This window comes from Nonomuraea sp. 3N208, from assembly GCF_052245935.1.
Classification (GTDB): domain Bacteria; phylum Actinomycetota; class Actinomycetes; order Streptosporangiales; family Streptosporangiaceae; genus Nonomuraea.
The window spans coordinates 194,538-211,728 of the sequence record NZ_JBQQBR010000017.1; the positions used below are offsets into that span (position 1 = coordinate 194,538).

At 70.4% G+C, this 17,191-nt stretch carries 12 protein-coding genes; 6 read left to right on the forward strand and 6 right to left on the reverse strand.

All coding sequences use genetic code 11. The annotated features are described in order from the left end of the window. Positions 1 to 2 precede the first annotated feature (2 nt). Positions 3 to 878 (forward strand): UbiA family prenyltransferase, encoded by an 876-nt coding sequence (locus ACTWPT_RS26455; protein ID WP_443180142.1) that lies wholly within the window; start codon positions 3 to 5, stop codon positions 876 to 878. Between the two features lie 22 nt (positions 879 to 900). Here the strand turns inward: ACTWPT_RS26455 and ACTWPT_RS26460 are convergent, their stop codons facing one another. Next, positions 901 to 2,043, reverse strand: a complete 1,143-nt coding sequence (locus ACTWPT_RS26460; protein ID WP_443180143.1) for an NAD(P)/FAD-dependent oxidoreductase — start codon at positions 2,041 to 2,043, stop codon at positions 901 to 903. 283 nt (positions 2,044 to 2,326) lie between these two features. Continuing rightward, on the reverse strand, positions 2,327 to 3,322 hold the full coding sequence (locus ACTWPT_RS26465; protein WP_443180144.1) for an aldo/keto reductase: 996 nt from the start codon (positions 3,320 to 3,322) through the stop codon (positions 2,327 to 2,329). 139 nt (positions 3,323 to 3,461) lie between these two features. Here ACTWPT_RS26465 and ACTWPT_RS26470 point away from each other — a divergent pair, with 139 nt between their 5' ends. The 3 genes from ACTWPT_RS26470 to ACTWPT_RS26480 all read left to right on the forward strand — a co-directional run bounded on the left by ACTWPT_RS26470 (position 3,462) and on the right by ACTWPT_RS26480 (position 7,838). After that, positions 3,462 to 4,322 carry a helix-turn-helix transcriptional regulator gene (locus ACTWPT_RS26470; protein ID WP_443180145.1) on the forward strand — a complete coding sequence of 287 codons (861 nt, stop codon included), beginning with the start codon at positions 3,462 to 3,464 and terminating at the stop codon, positions 4,320 to 4,322. Positions 4,323 to 4,576: 254 nt separating this feature from the next. Continuing rightward, positions 4,577 to 6,292, forward strand: coding sequence for an enoyl-CoA hydratase-related protein (locus ACTWPT_RS26475; protein ID WP_443180146.1), 1,716 nt, complete (start codon positions 4,577 to 4,579; stop codon positions 6,290 to 6,292). A 16-nt stretch (positions 6,293 to 6,308) separates the two neighbouring features. Continuing rightward, positions 6,309 to 7,838 carry a helix-turn-helix domain-containing protein gene (locus ACTWPT_RS26480; protein WP_443180147.1) on the forward strand — a complete coding sequence of 510 codons (1,530 nt, stop codon included), beginning with the start codon at positions 6,309 to 6,311 and terminating at the stop codon, positions 7,836 to 7,838. A 143-nt stretch (positions 7,839 to 7,981) separates the two neighbouring features. Here the strand turns inward: ACTWPT_RS26480 and ACTWPT_RS26485 are convergent, their stop codons facing one another. Continuing rightward, a complete protein-coding gene (locus tag ACTWPT_RS26485; protein ID WP_443180148.1) occupies positions 7,982 to 8,818 on the reverse strand; it encodes a phosphatase PAP2 family protein in 837 nt (278 codons plus the stop codon). Positions 8,819 to 9,097: 279 nt separating this feature from the next. Here ACTWPT_RS26485 and ACTWPT_RS26490 point away from each other — a divergent pair, with 279 nt between their 5' ends. Then, complete coding sequence (locus ACTWPT_RS26490; protein WP_443180149.1) at positions 9,098 to 10,228, forward strand: tyrosine-type recombinase/integrase; 1,131 nt, start codon at positions 9,098 to 9,100, stop codon at positions 10,226 to 10,228. Positions 10,229 to 10,368: 140 nt separating this feature from the next. Here ACTWPT_RS26490 and ACTWPT_RS26495 read toward each other — a convergent pair whose 3' ends face one another. The 3 genes from ACTWPT_RS26495 to recD2 form a co-directional block, all read right to left on the reverse strand. Further along, the gene (locus tag ACTWPT_RS26495) at positions 10,369 to 10,866 is read right to left on the reverse strand and encodes a GNAT family N-acetyltransferase (RefSeq protein ID WP_443180150.1); all 498 of its coding nucleotides are present in this window, start codon (positions 10,864 to 10,866) and stop codon (positions 10,369 to 10,371) included. Between the two features lie 36 nt (positions 10,867 to 10,902). Beyond that, entirely contained in the window at positions 10,903 to 12,105 is a 1,203-nt protein-coding gene (locus ACTWPT_RS26500; protein ID WP_443180151.1) for an Ig-like domain-containing protein, read from the reverse strand. A 124-nt stretch (positions 12,106 to 12,229) separates the two neighbouring features. Next, a complete protein-coding gene (gene recD2, locus ACTWPT_RS26505; protein WP_443180152.1) occupies positions 12,230 to 14,443 on the reverse strand; it encodes an SF1B family DNA helicase RecD2 in 2,214 nt (737 codons plus the stop codon). A gap of 735 nt (positions 14,444 to 15,178) precedes the next feature. On the opposite strand from recD2, the gene ACTWPT_RS26510 reads away from it, so the two are divergent. Further along, complete coding sequence (locus ACTWPT_RS26510; RefSeq protein WP_443180153.1) at positions 15,179 to 17,173, forward strand: ATP-binding protein; 1,995 nt, start codon at positions 15,179 to 15,181, stop codon at positions 17,171 to 17,173. Positions 17,174 to 17,191 lie beyond the last annotated feature (18 nt).

Below are 17,191 nucleotides of genomic sequence, written 5' to 3' on the forward strand. Positions count from 1 at the left end.
TTGTGACTGACCCCGACCCCGCGGCCGCCGCCGTCGTACGCGATGGGCCGGGGCGGCTGGCCGTCGGGCTGGCGCGTGCGTGCCATCCCGGCCCGACCGCGGCCGTGACCGCTTTGGTCACCGCGCTGGCCGTGGCCACGGGGCGCGACGCGGTCGGGTGCGTTCTGGCGGGCGCGGCCGTGCTGACGGGGCAGCTCTCGATCGGCTGGTGCAACGACGCGATCGACGCCGAGCGGGACGCGGTGGCCGGGCGCGCGGGCAAGCCTGTCGCGGGCGGCGCGGTGAGCGCGCGTGCGGTGTGGATCGCCGCTCTTGTGGCGCTGGCCTGCTGCGTGCCGCTGTCGCTGGCCTCCGGCTGGCGGGCGGGCGCGCTGCACCTCGCGGGGGTGCTGGCGGCCTGGGGGTACGACTTCGGGCTGAAGGCGACCCTCCTGTCGTGGGCACCTTACGCCGTGGGGTTCGGCGTGCTGCCGGCCTTCGTGACGCTGGGCCTGCCCGGTGAGCCGTGGCCGGCGTGGTGGGCGGTCCTGGCCGCCGCGCTGCTCGGTGTGGGCGCGCATCTGGCCAACGTGCTGCCGGACATCGCGGGCGACCTGGTCACCGGCGTACGCGGCTGGCCGCAGCGCATGGGCGCCGCCCGCGTACGGCTCCTGGTCCCCGTGCCGTTGCTGGCCGCCACCTGCCTGCTCGTCTTCGGCCCTGGAGGCGCCGCCCCCGGCGTGGCGGGCTGGCTGGCCGTGGCGGCCGCCTCGGGCCTGGCGGCCCTGGGGCTGCTGCTGGCCGCCAGGTCCTCACGGGTGCCGTTCGTCACCGCCGTGGCCGTGGCGGCCGTGGACGTGATCCTCCTGGTTGCCGGCGGCGCCTCGCTCACCGCGTGACTCGCATGGCCGCACGCCCCGCTCACTGCCCGGGGCGCAGGGATCCGCGCAGCCACCGCATCGCCACGGCCAGCGCGAGCGGCGCGGGCACTGTTCCGGCCCCGAGCCCCACCTCCACCAGCAGGTCGAACACCTCCTTGCGGTGCACGGCGGTCTCGATCGCCGCGTCGATGAAACCGGGGGACTGGGCCAGCCGGGCCAGCACGTCGGTGGTGCGCAGGTGCCGTCCGAGCGCCCTGCGTAGCTTGCCCCGGTACAGTGTCAGCGGATCGCCGGGCGACTCCACCGCTGCCTCGGCCGCCAGCCGCCCGGACAGCAGCGCGTAGTAGATGCCCTCGCCGGTGAGCGGGTTGATCAGCCCCGCGGCGTCACCGGCGAGCAGGACCCGTCCGGCGCCGGGCGTCGGCCGGCCGGTCGAGAGCGGCAGGTGGTGGGCGCGCAGGTCGCGGGCGGGCCGGTCGGGCAGCAGCTCGGCGAGCCTGCCGTGCAGCACCTGACGTCCGGGCGCCCCCGCCGCGCGCAGCCGGGGCAGCAGCATGCCGAAGCCGACGTTCGCGGTGCCGTCGCCGATGGGGAACGACCACGCGTAGGCCGGCCAGCCCGCCTTTTGCATGGCGATGAGCTGGACATCGTCCTCCTCGGGCACGTCGGCGTAGCCGCGCACGGCGATGGCGGTGTGCTTCTCGGCGGCGGCGGCCAGGCCGATCAGGCGGCGCACCACCGAGCCGGCTCCGTCGGCGGCCACCACCGTACGGGCCCGCAGCCGCCCGTCGATGACCACGCCGGACCCGTCGAAGACGAGATCCTTGACGCGGTGGCGGCGTACCTCGACGCCCCTGGCCCGCGCGGCGGCCACCAGGCGAGCGTCGAACACCCGGCGGGGCACCACGTGATTGGGCCGCGCGGCCTCGGCGGAGACCCGCACCCCGCCTGGCGAGACCACGGTCAGGCGGGGGGTGGGCCGGTAGTCGTCGATGAGCGCGGGCAGCCCCAGCAGGGCCAGCTCGTCGCGCCCGTGGGCGGCGATGCCGTCGCCGCACGGCTTGTCACGGGGGAAGTCGGCTCTGTCCAGCAGGAGCACGCGCAGCTCCGGGCGTAGTTGCGCGGCCCGCAGCGCCGCCGCCGAGCCCGCCGGTCCCGCTCCCACGATCGCTACGTCCCACATGTCGTCCATGCGAGGTCTGTCCCCACTGCACGTGCCATCGGAAACTGTGCAGATCCCATGTCCGGCCGCGTCGGATGAGCAACGGGGCGAATGTTCTTGATCGGCTTTGAACTCGTCGCGCGCAGGCGGACGGCCGGCGGCGCCCGCAGACCGTCTTGCAACGCCGGCCATGGAGCTGGAGCCTTCGTCGGAGGTGCTTCGTGTTGGAGGGACGGATCAAGGGCCGCTACGCGCCGCGTAGCGGCCCTTGATCCGTCCCTGGTGCTGTGTCGGGAAGCCGGGCTCAGTTGCCCACGCCAAGGCTGGACATGAACGCGGACGGGTATCGGTCGCCGCGCGCCGCGCCCGGCGGCACCGCCTTTTCAATGTCGGCCAGGTCGTCCGCGGTGAGGTTCAGGTCCATGGCGGGCAGCGCCTCGGCCAGCCGCTCGCGGGTGCGAGCGCCGGCCAGCGGCACGATGTCCTGGCCCTGTGCGGCCACCCAGGCGATGGCCAGCTGGGCGACGGTGCAGCCCTTCACCTCGGCGACGCGGCGCAGAGCGTCCGCGAGGGCGAGGTTGTGTTCCACGTTCTCGCTGGAGAAGCGCGGGCTGAAGCCGCGGCTGTCGCCGGGGCCGGGGGTATGGCCTGTGGTCCAGTGCCCGGAGATGAGGCCGCGGCTGAGGACGCCGTACGCGGTCAGGCCGATGCCGAGCTCCCGCAGTGCGGGCAGAACGTCCGTCTCCACCGCGCGGGAGAGCAGCGAGTACTCGATCTGGAGGTCGGCGATCGGGTGCACGGCGTGCGCCCGGCGGATCGTCGCCGCATCGACCTCCGAGAGCCCGATGTGGCGCACGTGTCCGGCGTCGACCATCTCCTTGATCGCGCCCACCGTCTCCTCGATCGGTATCGCCGGGTCCAGCCGGGCGGGACGGTAGATGTCGATGTGGTCGGTGCCCAGCCGGGTCAGCGAGTAGGCCACGAAGTTCTTCACCGCCTCGGGACGGCCGTCTTGCCCGCCGAACTCGCGGCCCGGCCCCCGCAGCTGGCCGAACTTGACGCTCAGCTGGTAGCTGTCGCGATCCCGGCCGCGCAGCGCCTCGGCGAGCAGCAACTCGTTGTGGCCCATGGCGTAGAAGTCGCCGGTGTCGATCAGTGTGACGCCGGCCTCCAGCGCGGCGTGCACGGTGGCGATGCTCTCCGCGCGGTCGGTCGCGCCGTAGGCGCCCGACATGCCCATCGCGCCCAGGCCCAGCGCGGAAACGGCCGGTCCGGTGCGGCCCAGGGTTCGTATCTGCATCACGTTCTCCCTCTTGTCGATGTCCTTGTCGACGTCGCTCCCAACCCTGGGCCCGGGCCGGGAGGGGCGGAAGCGGAGCGTTCATCATGGGAGAGCCGCTCCCTGGCTCGGCTCGCCGGCCGCGAGGCAGTATGAAGGCATGCAACGTGACCAGCTCGCCGACTTCCTGCGCCGCCGCCGGGAGGCGATCCGTCCGGCCGAGGTGGGTCTGGCCGACAGTCCCCGCCGCCGCACCATCGGCTTGCGCCGGGAGGAGGTGGCGATGCTGGCTGGCATGTCGGTGGACTATGTCGTACGCCTCGAGCAGGGCCGCAGCAGTCAGCCCTCGACCCAGCTGCTCGGCGCGCTGGCCCGGGCGTTGCGCCTGTCCGACGATGAGCGCGACCACCTGTTCCACCTGGCCGGCCACCGGCCCCCGCCTGCCGACGGGGTGGCGCGCCTGGCCCGCGCCGGCCTGGTGCGCATGCTCGACCTGCTCGGTGACACCCCGGCCCTGGTGCTGTCCGACCTGGGGGAGGTCCTGGCCCAGAACCGGGCGGCCGTCCTGCTGACGGGCGAGCACAGCGGCTACTCCGGTGACCGGCGCTATGTCGTGTACCGCTGGTTCACCGAGGCCGCCGCCCGCGCCGTCTGCCCGCCGGAGGAGCAGGAGCGTCAGGCCCGTCAGTTCGTGGCCGACCTGCGCGCGGCCGCGGGCCGCCGGTCCGGCGACCCCACGGTCGCCGGGCTCGTCGATCGTTTGCAGGCTGCGAGCGCCGATTTCCGCCGGCTCTGGGCCGAGCACGAGGTGGCGGTCCGGCGCCTCGACCGCAAGACCGTGCTGCACCCGCGGGTGGGCCGGCTGCTGATGGATTGCGAGACCCTGGTCACCCCCGACCAGGGTCAGCAGCTGCTGGTGCTCACCCCGGCGGACGCCGAGACCCGCGAGCGGCTGGAGCTGCTGCGGGTGCTCGGCATCGAGGAGTTCCCCACGGGGGCCGCGGGCACGTCCGTACGGTGAAGCGGCCGGTCCTCCTGATCTCCGCGGGGGATCTTTTGGGCAAAGCGGGTCAAGTGGGGCTGGCCGGGTGGGTTTTTGCGTTGAATTGTCAGCAGCAGTGTGTTTTCCATGTCAGCATCGATGCATGTATGGGCCTTATGGGACTGCCGTAAATGATCGGGGCCGGTGGGACCGGCCTGCCGTGGCAGGTTAGACCCGTGTGCGTGCCCTGATCGTTGCCCCTCTCCCCCGCTCTCCTGGAAAGAAGTCTGGCGTTGCGTATCTTGCTGCTGTGCTCCTCCTTCAACGGCCTGACTCAGCGTGCGTGGCTGGAGCTGCGCCGGGCCGGTCATGACGTGAGCGTCGAGCTGGCCGTCTCGGAGGAGGTGATGGCCGAGGCGGTGGAGCTGGCCAAGCCGGATCTGGTGATCTGCCCGTTCTTGAAGGAGCGGGTGCCGTCGCGGGTGTGGCGGAACGTCCGCACGGTGATCATCCATCCTGGGCCGCCCGGGGATCGGGGTCCGTCGTCGCTGGATTGGGCGATCGTCGACGCCGAGCCGGAGTGGGGGGTGACGGCGTTGCAGGCGGTGGAGGAGATGGACGCGGGCCCGCTGTGGGGGTATCGGACGTTCGCGCTGCCGCCCGGCGACTCATCAGGGGTGCCGCGGAAGTCGGCGTTGTACAACGGCCCGGTGGCGGATGCGGCGGTGGAGCTGGTGGCGGAGGTGGCGGTCAAGGCGGCCGATGCGTCGTTTCAGCCGGTGCCGCTGGATTACCGCTCCCCCGAGGTTCGGGGGCGGTTGCGGCGGGCGATGCGGCATGGGGACCGGGAGTTCTCCTGGGAGGAGCCGGCTGAGGACATCGTGCGGCGGGTGCGGGCGGCCGACGGGGCTCCGGGCGGTCGGGCGGTGCTGTGTGATCTGCCGGTGCGGGTGTTCGACGTGTACCGGGGTCCGGAGCTGGCCGGGGAGCCGGGCCGGGTGGCGGCGCGGCGTGAGGGTGCGGTGCTGGTGCACACCGGGGACGGGACGGTGTGGGTGGGGCATGTGCGGCTGGAGCGGGAGGGCGCGGTGAAGCTGCCGGCCGCGATGGCGCTGGGTGAGCTGGTGGCGGGGGTGCCGGAGCGGCCGGGCTACAGCGAGATCACCTATGACCGCAGTGAGGGTGTGGGGGTGGTGAGTTTCGACTTCTACAACGGGGCGATGTCGACGGAGCAGTGCCGGCGGCTGGCGGCGGCACTGCGGTATGCGGTGGCGCAGGATACGCGGGTGCTGGTGGTGCGGGGCGGGGAGGTGTTCTCGAACGGCATTCATTTGAACGTGATCGAGGCGTCGCGGCATCCGGAGCTGGAGGCATGGATGAACATCAATGCGATCAACGCGGTGTGCCGCGAGATCGTGGCGTGTACGCGGCAGCTGGTGGTGACGTCGATCGGCGGTAACGCGGGTGCGGGTGGGGTGATGATGGGGCTGGGCGCCGACCGGGTGGTGGTGCGGGAGGCGGTGGTGCTGAATCCGCACTATCGGACGATGGGGTTGTTCGGCAGTGAGTTGTGGACGTATGTGTTGCCGCGGCGGGTGGGGGCGGAGCAGGCTTTGCGGTTGACGCAGGAGGCGTTGCCGATCGGGGCGGCGGAGGCGGTGGAGCTGGGGCTGGCCGATCGGGCGCTGGGCGGGGCGCGGTTGGAGTTCGAGCGGCGGGTGCTGGAGTATGCTGAGCGGCTGGCGGCGGATCCGTCGTACGATCGGCTGCTGGTGGGGCGTCGGCAGGCGCGGGAGGCTGAGGAGCGGCGTAAGCCGCTGGATGCGTACCGGGCTGAGGAGCTGGCGGAGATGAGCCGCGACATGTTCGACGATCGGGGCGGGTTCCGAGCGGCGCGGCGGGCGTTCGTGCAGAAGGAACGTCCGGTGGCGACTCCGGCGCATTTGGCGCGTCATCGGGAGTTGTCCGGCGCGTCGGCCGCTGCGAACGCGGGTGCATCTCATATGTGAGATATGGTCTGCTGTTGTGGCAGATGATTATCTTGTGCGGATCGGCCGGCTGATTCGGGATGCGCGGCAGCATCGAGGTTGGACGCAGCTGCAGCTGGCGGATGCGCTGGCGACGTCGCAGAGTGCGGTGAACCGGATCGAGCGTGGTAACCAGAACATCAGTCTTGAGATGATCGCCCGGATCGGCGAGGCGCTCGACAGTGAGATCGTGTCGCTGGGTTATGCGGGTCCGATGCATCTGCGGGTGGTGGGCGGGCGCCGGCTGTCGGGCAGCATCGATGTGAAGACGTCGAAGAACGCGTGTGTGGCGTTGTTGTGCGCGTCGCTGCTGAACTCGGGGCGGACGATCCTGCGCAAGGTGGCGCGGATCGAGGAGGTGTACCGGATCCTGGAGGTGCTCGCGTCGATCGGGGTGCGGGCGCGGTGGATCAACGAGGGCAGCGATCTGGAGATCGTGCCTCCGGCGAGGTTGGAGCTGGAGGCGATGGACACCGAGGCGGCGCGTCGTACCCGGAGCGTGATCATGTTTCTGGGGCCGTTGATGCATCGTACGGAGCGGTTCCAGATCCCGTACGCGGGCGGTTGTGATCTGGGGACGCGCACGGTGCAGCCGCACATGTCGGCGCTGAAGTATTTCGGGCTGGACATCACGGCGACGGGCGGGTTCTATCACGCGCGGGTGGATCGGGGGGTGTCGCCGTCGCGGCCGATCGTGTTGACCGAGCGGGGTGACACGGTGACGGAGAACGCGTTGCTGGCGGCGGCGCGGCACGATGGGGTGACGGTGATCCGCAACGCGTCGTCCAATTACATGGTGCAGGATCTGTGTTTCTTCCTGGAGCAGCTCGGGGTGCGGGTGGAAGGGATCGGCACGACGACGCTGACGGTGCACGGGCAGCCGGTGATCGAGCGGGATGTCGACTACTCCCCTTCTGAGGATCCGGTGGAGGCGATGAGCCTGCTGGCGGCGGCCGTGGTGACGTCGTCGGAGCTGACGATCTGCCGGGTGCCGGTGGAGTTCCTGGAGATCGAGCTGGCGGTGCTGGAGGAGATGGGGCTCGATCACGACCGCGGGCAGGAGTATGCGGCGGCGAACGGGCGGACGCGGCTGGTGGATCTGACGGTGCGGCCGTCGAAGCTGGTCTCCCCCATCGACAAGATCCATCCGATGCCGTTCCCGGGGCTGAACATCGACAATGTGCCGTTCTTCGCCGCGATCGCGGCGTCGGCGCAGGGCTCGACGTTGATCCACGACTGGGTGTATGACAACCGGGCGATCTATTTGACGGAGCTGACGCGGCTGGGGGCGTCGGTGAAACTGCTGGATCCGCATCGGGTGCTGGTGGAGGGGCCGACGCGGTGGCGCAGCGCGGAGATGATGTGCCCGCCGGCGTTGCGGCCGGCGGTGGTGGTGCTGCTGGCGATGATGGCGGCTGAGGGCACGTCGGTGCTGCGGAACGTGTACGTGATCAACCGGGGGTATGAGGATCTCGCGGAGCGGCTGAACGCGTTGGGGGCGCGGATCGAGACGTTCCGCGACATCTGACGTCGCCGGCCTGATGACGCTGCGTGCTGGGTGAGGTTGCTCGGCTGGCCTGCGATCGATGGGTTCGGCGCGCTTCGCGCGCGACAAGATCCGGGCCGACCCGGAGCCGGACGTCCATGACCGCTCACGACGTGCGGCTCTGCTCAGGCGTGAAGCTGTGAGCCCGAAGGCCGGGATCTCGCTCTGCGCCGGCGCTCGGCGAGGTAGCCCCACGCTGATGCGGCAGCGATGGAGGCAACGAGTAACACGGCGCTTGCGGCAACGTCGAGCACGTAGTGGTTTCCCGTGGTGAGCACGACCGCCGTCATGCCTAGCGGGAAAAGCCACGGCAACAGCGCCAATCGGGGATGGGAGGCCCGCAGCGCGCACCAGACGGCGTACGCGCACCACATCGACCATCCCACGTGCAGGCTGGGCATGGCCGAATAGAGGTTCTGGCCGTTTCCGATCTCGCGTGAGGCATGGCCGCCCAGGATGTCATGCTCGGCGATGATGTCGACGACGCCCGGCAGGGCGAACCGTGGGGGCGACATGGGCAGCGCCCAGAAAACGGGCAGCACGAGGACGGCCATCGCAACGAGGGTCCGGCGGGCCTTGACGTAGACATCGGCGTGCCGGACGAAGACCCACACCAGCACACCGATGATCGCGACGTAGTACAGGCGGTAGTAGTACACCGCCGGCTGGATCAGGGCCGCATGCTCGGTCAGCCACTGGTTCGCCCGCAGCGCGACGTCCAGGTGGAGGGCGCGCTCCAAGGATTGCAGGGCCCGAGCGTTGGCGATGGCGGCCGCGACGTCCTTCCCGGCGGCGGCATGAAGCCGCGAGAAGAGCAGGATCACGAGCAGCAGACCGACCACTTCAACGAGCGCGGCGGGGCGCCCACGCACGCTGGTGAAAAGCGTGCCCGACCGGGCGCGCTCGATCAGGCGCCGGGAGCGGCCGGTAGCCGCCTCACGCCACCAGCGGACCTGATGCATTCTCCCCAGGCGCGGGCTTCTGCTCTCCGGCGGACGTTCCATATCCAGAGATCCGCTCGCGACCTCCCGACATTACAGGCGGTCAGATCGCCCCGGTGTGGCCTGGTAGCAGCCACGGGTCCAGGTTGGTCGCGCCGTACGCCGGCTACCGTGATCCCTCGACATCCGGGACTCTGCGCACAACGCCGCGGTGTTGCTTGCCGGGGTGGCGCTTTTGTCGGTGCGGGCCGCTACCGTCGAGGCCGGGATGGTTGCCGAGGCAGAGAGGGGTGGCCAGGGGTGCGGCCTGCGGAGCTCGAGCGGTTGACGGTGGCCGAGGCGGCGGATCGTTATGTGGAGCTGGTGCGGGCCAGGACGTTGACGGGGGCGTTGTCGCCGTCGACGGCGGAGGTGTATGCGCGGGATGTGGCGACGCTGGTGGACCTGGCCGGTGCCGCGGTCGTGCTAGACGACCTGACGGGCCAGGACGTGGACGCGGTGTTGCTGGCGTTCGCGCGTAAGCCGGACGGGCGGGCGGCGCGCGCGCAGCCGGCGGGAGATCGGTCGGCGGGCGGGCGCGGCGGTTCGAGGTCCGGGCCGGGTTCCGGTGGCGGCTGGCAGGTGGACGGGGCCGCCAGGCAGCCGGCGGCGGGCCAGTCGGCGGTCGGGCAGTCGGCGTCGTCGCAGGCGCGGTTCCGGCGGTCGATCTCGGCGTTGTTCCAGCATGCGACGCTGGCCGGGTGGGTGCAGATCAACCCGATGACGGCCTCGACGGTGACGGCCAAGGAGCGGGGTGGGTTGCGTCCGCATCGGCGGGCGTTGACGCGGGAGCAGGCGCAGGGGCTGATCGGGGCGGCGCGTGCGTTGCCGGAGGAGCCGCCGGCGGCGGGCAAGCGGCGTGATCAGCGGACGGAGTTGCGTGACGGGCTGATCGTGTTGTTGCTGGCGACGGTGGGACCGCGGGTGTCGGAGCTGGTGCGGGCCAACGTGGAGGACTTCTTCAGCAACGACGGGGTGCGGTATTGGCGGATTTTCGGCAAGGGCGGGCGTACGCGGGATGTGCCGTTGCCGGATGATGTGGCGCGGGTGCTGCAGGTGTACCTGGCGCGGGGGCGGCCGGCGGTGCAGGACAAGGCGTTGCTGTTGTCGTGGCGGGGGCGGCGGCTGGCGCGTGGGGACGTGCAGGCGGTGATCGATCGGGTGCAGGCGCGGGTGGATGCGGATCGGCAGCGATCGGTGACACCGCATGGGTTGCGGCATACGACGGCGACGCATTTGCTGGCCGATGCGGTGGACATGGACGCGGTGCGGCGGGTGCTGGGGCACAGTGATCTGTCGACGCTGGGGCGTTACCGTGATGAGCTGCCGGGTGAGCTGGAGGTGGCGATGCGGTCGCATCCGCTGCTGCGCGGGAGCGGCCCGCCGCAGTGACGCCGCGCCGAGGGGCCGGTGTGGTACGGCCAAGGGCGGCCGGCCGGCGGGTGGGGCGCTGTGGGTAGTGCTGTGGTGCGGTGCTGTGGGTGCCGCCGTGCTGTGCTGTGGCAGGTCCGCCGGGGGCGTTGTGGGCGGTTTTACAGGCGGCGGTGTAGGAGCATGCCGGGCCACTCCCCTACGGCGAAGGGTTCGGCGCGGGTGAAGCCGCAGCTTTCGTAGTAGGCGACCAGGCGGCCGTCGTCGCCGGCGTAGCAGTCGACGCGCAGCAGGGCGACGCCGCGGGCGCGGCCTTCCTGCGCGGCCCAGTCCAGGAGTGTGCGGCCGATGCGGTGGCCGGTGTAGCGGCGGTCGGTGACGAGGGCCTGGACGTACAGCTCGGGTTCGAGGGCGGGGCTGACGTAGTCGTGGGCGGGTCCGACGGCGATGCAGCCCGCGGGAGTGCCGTCGATGTGGGCGATGCGCATGCCGCCGCCGGCGGCCCAGCGGGTGACCTGCTGGGTGCGGCGGGGGTCACCGGTGAACGGCCGGCTGCCCCATTGGCCGGTGCGTCCCTGGGCGGTGAGCCAGGCGACGGCGCTGTCGAACATGGCCAGAACAGTGGCGACGTCGTCGACCCTTCCTTCACGAATGTCCACCCCCGTCACTTTAGGGGGGTGGTCCGGTGGTGTGGGTCAGGCCTTGCCGTTGAGGGCGCTGCCCTTCTTCCACTCCTTGAACGACATCTGCCAATAGCCCCAGCCGTTGTTCCATTCCAGTTCGCGGTCGGTGCCGACGATGGTGACGACGTCACCGCGCTGGACGTTGTCGTAGAACCATTTGGCCTGGTCGGGGCGGGCGTTGATGCAGCCGTGGCTGACGTTGCGCACGCCTTGGGCCCAGACGTTGTTCTTGGCGTGGACGTACTCGCCGGAGTTGGAGATGCGGACGGCGTGGTCGATCATCACATCGTAGTAGCCGGGGTCGCCCTTTTTGCGGCCGGGCGAGATCATGCGGACGGGATTGCCGCGTTCCATGGTGAGGTGGACGCCCGAGGTGGTGGTGTATTCGCGGGTGGTGGCCATGCCGGCGCTGATGCGCATGGTCTGCACGCGTTTGCCGTCCTGGTAGACGTACATCTTCTTGGTGCGGGTGTCGACCTTGCTGATCTGCTTGGCGCCGATCTTGAGGGTGGCGGTGTGGTCCTTGGTGCCGTACAGGCCCTTGCCGCCCTTGATGCCGCTGATGCGGGCGTTGAACGTGACCTTCTGGTGGGCTGGCCAGTATTTGGCGGTGCGGTAGATGGCCTTGGTGTCGTCGACCCAGCGCCAGGCGCCTTCGACAGGCTTTTCTGCGTCGACTTCGAGGGCGCGTTCGATGGTGGCCTTGTTGGCGACGGGCTGGTTGAAGGTGACGATGATGGGGGCGCCGACGCCGATGGTCTCGCCCTTGGCGTTGGGGGTCACGTCGATCACCTGCAGGGCGCGCTCCGGTTTGGCCGTGGTGAAAGCGCTGGTGGCGGTGGTGACGCCGGCCTTGGCGGTGACGGTGTAGTCGGTGGAGGGCTTGAGCGGGGTCTTGGAGACCCATTTGGTCTTGTCGGCGTTGAAGCGGCCGTCGATCGGCTCGTCGCCGGCGGCGACGGCGACGTCCTCGAGGGCGCCGCCTGCGGCGGTGACGACGATCTTCTTGTCGGGGCTGACCTTGGCGCTGCCCTCGGCGGGAGTGATCGTGACGGTGGGGGCCTCGGGCGTGGGCGAGGTGGTGGTTTCGGGTACGCCGGGATCGGCGGCGGTGGTGGTGGTGCCGCCGTTCGAGCAGGAGGCGGTCAGGGCGGCCGCGGCCAGCAGCGCGACGGTGGCGGCGGCCGGTCTCCTCCATGTGGGCGTAACGTTCAAGACTGTCCTCTCCCCCAGGGCACCAAAGGCACCTCAAAAAACCTTAATGCTCCTGCATGTAAGACGACGAATGATTTGGGAGAGTTCGGTCACATTTAGATCACTTGTTGTGGTCAGGCGCAGGTCAACGTGTCGTCAGGCGGTGGGTGAGGCCGGTGTGCCGGCGTCCCGCGCCCTTGGTGCGGACGGCCTGGGCCAGCGCCCGCCGCGAGCCGACGATCACCACGAGCTTCTTGGCGCGGGTGATGGCGGTGTAGAGGAGGTTGCGCTGCAGCATCATCCAGGCGCTGGTGGCCAGGGGGATGACGACGGCGGGGTATTCGCTGCCCTGGGAGCGGTGGATGGACACGGCGTAGGCGTGGGCGAGCTCGTCGAGTTCGTCGAAGGCGTAGTCGACCGGCTCGTCCTCGTCGGTCAGGACGGTGAGCTTGTGCTCGTCGGGCCGGATGTCGGTGACGATGCCGACGGTGCCGTTGAACACCCCTGCCGCGCCTTTGTCGTAGTTGTTGCGCAGCTGGGTGACTTTGTCGCCGACGCGGAAGACGCGGCCGCCGTAGCGGCGTTCGGGCATGCCCTCGAGGGCCGGGGTGAGGGCTTCCTGCAGGGCGGCGTTGAGCGCGCCGGCGCCGGCCGCGCCGCGGTGCATGGGGGCCAGGACCTGCACGTCGCGGCGGGGGTCGAGGCGGAAGCGGGCGGGGATGCGGCGGGCCACGACGTCGACGGTCAGGGCGGCGATCTCCTCCGGCTCTTCGCAGGGGAACAGGAAGAAGTCCTTCATGCCCTCCAGGACGGGGTGGCGGCCGGTGTTGACGCGGTGGGCGTTGACGACGACGCCGGACTCCTGGGCCTGGCGGAAGACCTGCGTCAGCCGTACGCGGGGGACGTCGGCGGCGGCCAGGAGGTCTTTGAGTACCTCGCCGGCGCCGACGGACGGCAGCTGGTCGACGTCGCCGACGAACAGCAGATGCGTGCCCGGGGCGACGGCCTTGACGAGCTTGTTGGCCAGCAGCAGGTCGAGCATGGAGGCCTCGTCGACGACGACCAGGTCGGCGTCCAGGGGGTTGTCGCGGTCGAAGGTGGCCTCGCCGCCGGGCCGCAGCTGCAGCAGCCGGTGGACGGTGGTGGCCTCGTGGCCGGTCAGCTCGGCCAGGCGTTTGGCGGCGCGGCCGGTGGGGGCTGCCAGGATGACGCGGGCGCGTTTGGCGCGGGCCAGCAGCACGATGGAGCGTACGGTGAAGCTCTTGCCGCAGCCGGGCCCGCCGGTCAGCACGGCGAGCTTCTCGGTCAGGGCCAGGCGGACGGCCTGGCGCTGCTCGGGGGCGAGCTCGGCGCCGGTCTGGGCGTGCAGCCAGGCCTCGGCGCGTTCCCAGTCGACGTCGGCGAAGGCCTTGAGCCGGTCGTGGCCGCTGCGCAGCAGGGCCAGCAGGCCCGAGGCCAGCGACTGCTCGGCGCGGTGGAAGGGCGGCAGGTAGACGGCGGGCAGCACGGTGTCTCCGGCGGGGACGGGCTCGCGGACGACGCCTTCGGCGGCCACGAGCTCTTCCAGGCAGGCGGCGACGAGGTCGGCGGGCACGTCGAGGATCTTGACGGCGTCGGCGGTGAGGTTGGGGGCCGGCAGGTAGCAGTGGCCGTCGTCGGCGGCCTCCGACAGGGTGTAGCGCAGGCCGGCCTTGACGCGTTCGGGGCTGTCGTGCGGGATGCCGACGGCCTGGGCGATGGTGTCGGCGGTCTTGAACCCGATCCCCCACACGTCGTCGGCCAGCTTGTACGGCTGCTCCCTGACGACGGAGATGGACTGCTCACCGTACTGCTTGAAGATGCGCACCGCGATGGAGGTGGACACGCCGACGCCCTGCAGGAAGATCATCACCTCTTTGATGATCTTCTGTTCGTCCCAGGCGGCGGCGATCATCTTGGTGCGTTTGGGGCCCAGGCCCGGCACCTCGGTCAGGCGTTCGGGCTGCTGCTCGATGACCTCCAGGGTGTCGGTGCCGAAGTGGTCGACGATCCGCTCGGCCATCTTCGGGCCGATCCCCTTGATCAGGCCGGAGCCGAGGTAGCGGCGAATGCCCTGGACGGTGGCCGGCAGCACGGTGGTGTAGGACCACACCTCGAACTGGCGGCCGTAGCGGGGGTGAGAGGTCCAGCGGCCGTGCAGCCGCAGCGACTCCCCCACCTGGGCGCCCAGCAGCGGGCCGACGACGGTCAGCAGCTCGGAGCCGGAGCGCTCGGTGGCGACGCGGGCGATGGTGTAGCCGGTGTCCTCGGCCGCGTAGGTGATGCGTTCGAGAACACATGAAAGTTCGGTGACGACGACAGTATCTGCACCTTCGCCCACCGTTCAACCCCTCCCGCTGGAGCCGCTTCCGGGGCCAGAGTAGAGGAATAGCCGGACATTGGGGCTCTCGGCCCTGCCGCGCATCGGATCGAACAGCAATCAGAGGGCGGCGCGTCTGATTGCGTGTGAGATCGTGTTACTCATGCGAACCCGTGACGAAGCGTTTGCTGCCGCCGGGCGAGTCCTCGCCGAAGCGCGGGCTCGCCGCGACGCTCTCTCCCCCGAAGAGGCCGCCCGTGCCGCGTACGTCCCCGGGGGCCGCTCCGTTGAGGAGCTGGCGGCCATCATCCGGGAGCAGCGCCGCAGGGCTGGGGCACGTTCGAGGGCCAGCTTGAATTGATCTCGCTGGCAATTCCGCACGCGAGATGTGCTGGATACGAATGAGGCGCAGGAGCTGTGGCGGGTCTGCCTTGGGACGCAGGCTGTATCGCCCGTTGGGATACCTGGCTCGGAAGATCCTGGTGCTGGTGCGGGCGCGGTCAAGACCGGCCAGGAACAGTTGATGGCAGGTGATCTGGCGCAGGACCGGCTCCAAGACCGTGACCATGACTCGGGCCTGCAGGCGATGTGACCGTGCCACCACCCTGTCACCGGACTGACGTCGTAAATGCCCAGGTGGAAGGCGCGTTGTAAGCTGGTAGGGAGATGCCTGGTCAAACAGGCCGGGTACGAAAACCGGCCGGAAGAGCGACTTTTGTCGGGCGTCAACGCGAGATGTCCGACATGCGGCGCCTGATGCCGAAAACGCGACTGCTGACCCTGACCGGTCCCGGAGGTGTCGGCAAGACCCGGCTGGCGTTGCACGCCGCCCACGCGTTGCGGTCGCGCTTTCGCGACGGAGTGGCGGTCGTGGAAGTGCACCCACTCACGCGTGACGATCTGCTCGCCCCGGCGGTGGCCGCCGCGCTGGGAGTGCGCGACCTCGACCAGCCGGTACGGCCGCTTCTGGCAGAATACCTGGCCGACAAGCGGATGCTGCTCGTGCTGGACGGCTGCGAACATCTGGTGCAGGCGTGCGCGGAGTTGACGCAGCGGCTGCTGGGCACCGCTCCCCGCCTGCGCGTCATGACGACCAGCCGGCACCGCCTCGGCGTGACCGGCGAGCAGGTGCTGGCGATCGGACCACTGCCGTACGCCGACCAGCACGCGCCGGTGCGCGAGATCGCCCGAAGTGATGCGGTGCGGCTGCTGATCGAGCGGGCTGTTGCCGCCCAGGTCGGCCTGCAGATCGATGCCACCACGATTCCGGTAATCGCCCGCATCTGCCAGCGGCTGGACGGCATCCCGCTGGCCATCGAACTGGCCGCGGCGCGCCTGCGTGCTTGCCCCCTTGAGCAGCTCGAGCGGGAACTGGAGGACGACGGCACCGGCCTGGCCGGCCACAGCTCATCGCCGTCCGCCGGGTTCCACGAGAGCCTGCGTGCCATCATCGATTGGAGCTACCGGCTGTGCTCACCTGCCGAACGGCGGCTATGGGGGCGCCTTTCGGTGTTCCCGGGTGGCGTCGATCTGGAGACGGCCGAGGAGGTGTGCTCCGGTGGCGGCATCGCCGCCGAGGATATCGTTGACGTGATCGCCGCCTTGGTGGACCACTCGATCCTGTCGGCCCGGCCGTCGGCGACAGGCATGCGCTACCGGTTGCTGGACACCCTGCGCGCCTACGGGCGTCAACGCCTGACCTCCCACGATGAGGAGGTGTTGCGGGAGCGGTACTGCGCTCACTACCGGTCCTTGGCCGAACGGCAGTCGATCGACCGGCTTAGCCCCGACCAGCTCGAGAGCTTCCGCATCCTGCAGGCCGAGTTGCCCAACGTGCGTACCGCTCTGGAGTTCTGCTACAGCAGTCCGGCCTCGGCTGAAGGCGGCCTCAACATGGCCACCCGGCTTGGAGCCTTCTGGCTGCTGGCCGGGGCTTTGACCGAGGGCAGGCATTGGCTGGATCATGGCCTCGACCTCGTGCCGGCGCGGACCCGGACGCGTATCACCGCACTGTGGGTCGACGCCCTGCTGGCGATCTACCAGCGAGATCCCGCTGCGGCCACGGCACGACTTGGTCAGTGTCATGCCTTGGCCGAGGAGTTCGCAGATGAGACAGGCCGGACATCCGCCGCCATGACGGCCGGCATCGCCGAGCTGTCGGCCGGCAGCACCGGGCATGGCCTGGCCTTGATGGAGGCGGCACGCGCACGCCAGCGGGCGGCCGGCGACCTTGACGCCGTCGGCCTCAACCTCTATCTGGCCGCAACGTTCTGCGCCGCCGGCGATCCCGATGCCGCCGCAGCGCTCGGCCGTGAGCTACTGGCGTTGTGCGATGTCCACGGCGCGCCGCTGTTTCGCGCGTACGCGCTGTTTCTCATCGGCGTCGCGGCCTGGAAACACGGCGACTCCCGCCAGGCGGAGAGGCTGTTTCAGGAGGCAACCGTGCCATGGATGGCCGTCAACGACCACTGGGGGCTGGCCAAGGCGTTGGAGGTCCTGGCTTGGACCGCCGAAGCCCGCCATGCCCACGAGCGCGCCGCTCGCCTGCTGGGCGCCGCCGACGCACTGTGGCAAGAGATCGGCTTCGCCCCCACCCTGCTGCCGTACCACACCCATTCCCACCAGGACTGCGAGAGCGGCGCCCGCCAAGGGCTCGGACAAGGGGCGTTCGGCGCCGCCTTCCGCCGCGGAGCCGAACTCGATCTCCACACCGCGGTGGCATATGCGATCAGCAACGACGATCGCCAATGAACGCCGATGAACGCCGAG

What these genes read in the sequence shown, in the direction of transcription:
- ACTWPT_RS26460 (WP_443180143.1), bottom strand. Translation starts at nt 2,043, where the DNA reads ATGTGGGACGTAGCGATCGTGGGAGCGGGACCGGCGGGCTCGGCGGCG.
- ACTWPT_RS26465 (WP_443180144.1), bottom strand. Translation starts at nt 3,322, where the DNA reads ATGCAGATACGAACCCTGGGCCGCACCGGACCGGCCGTTTCCGCGCTG.
- ACTWPT_RS26470 (WP_443180145.1), top strand. Translation starts at nt 3,462, where the DNA reads ATGCAACGTGACCAGCTCGCCGACTTCCTGCGCCGCCGCCGGGAGGCG.
- ACTWPT_RS26485 (WP_443180148.1), bottom strand. Translation starts at nt 8,818, where the DNA reads ATGCATCAGGTCCGCTGGTGGCGTGAGGCGGCTACCGGCCGCTCCCGG.
- ACTWPT_RS26510 (WP_443180153.1), top strand. Translation starts at nt 15,179, where the DNA reads ATGCCGAAAACGCGACTGCTGACCCTGACCGGTCCCGGAGGTGTCGGC.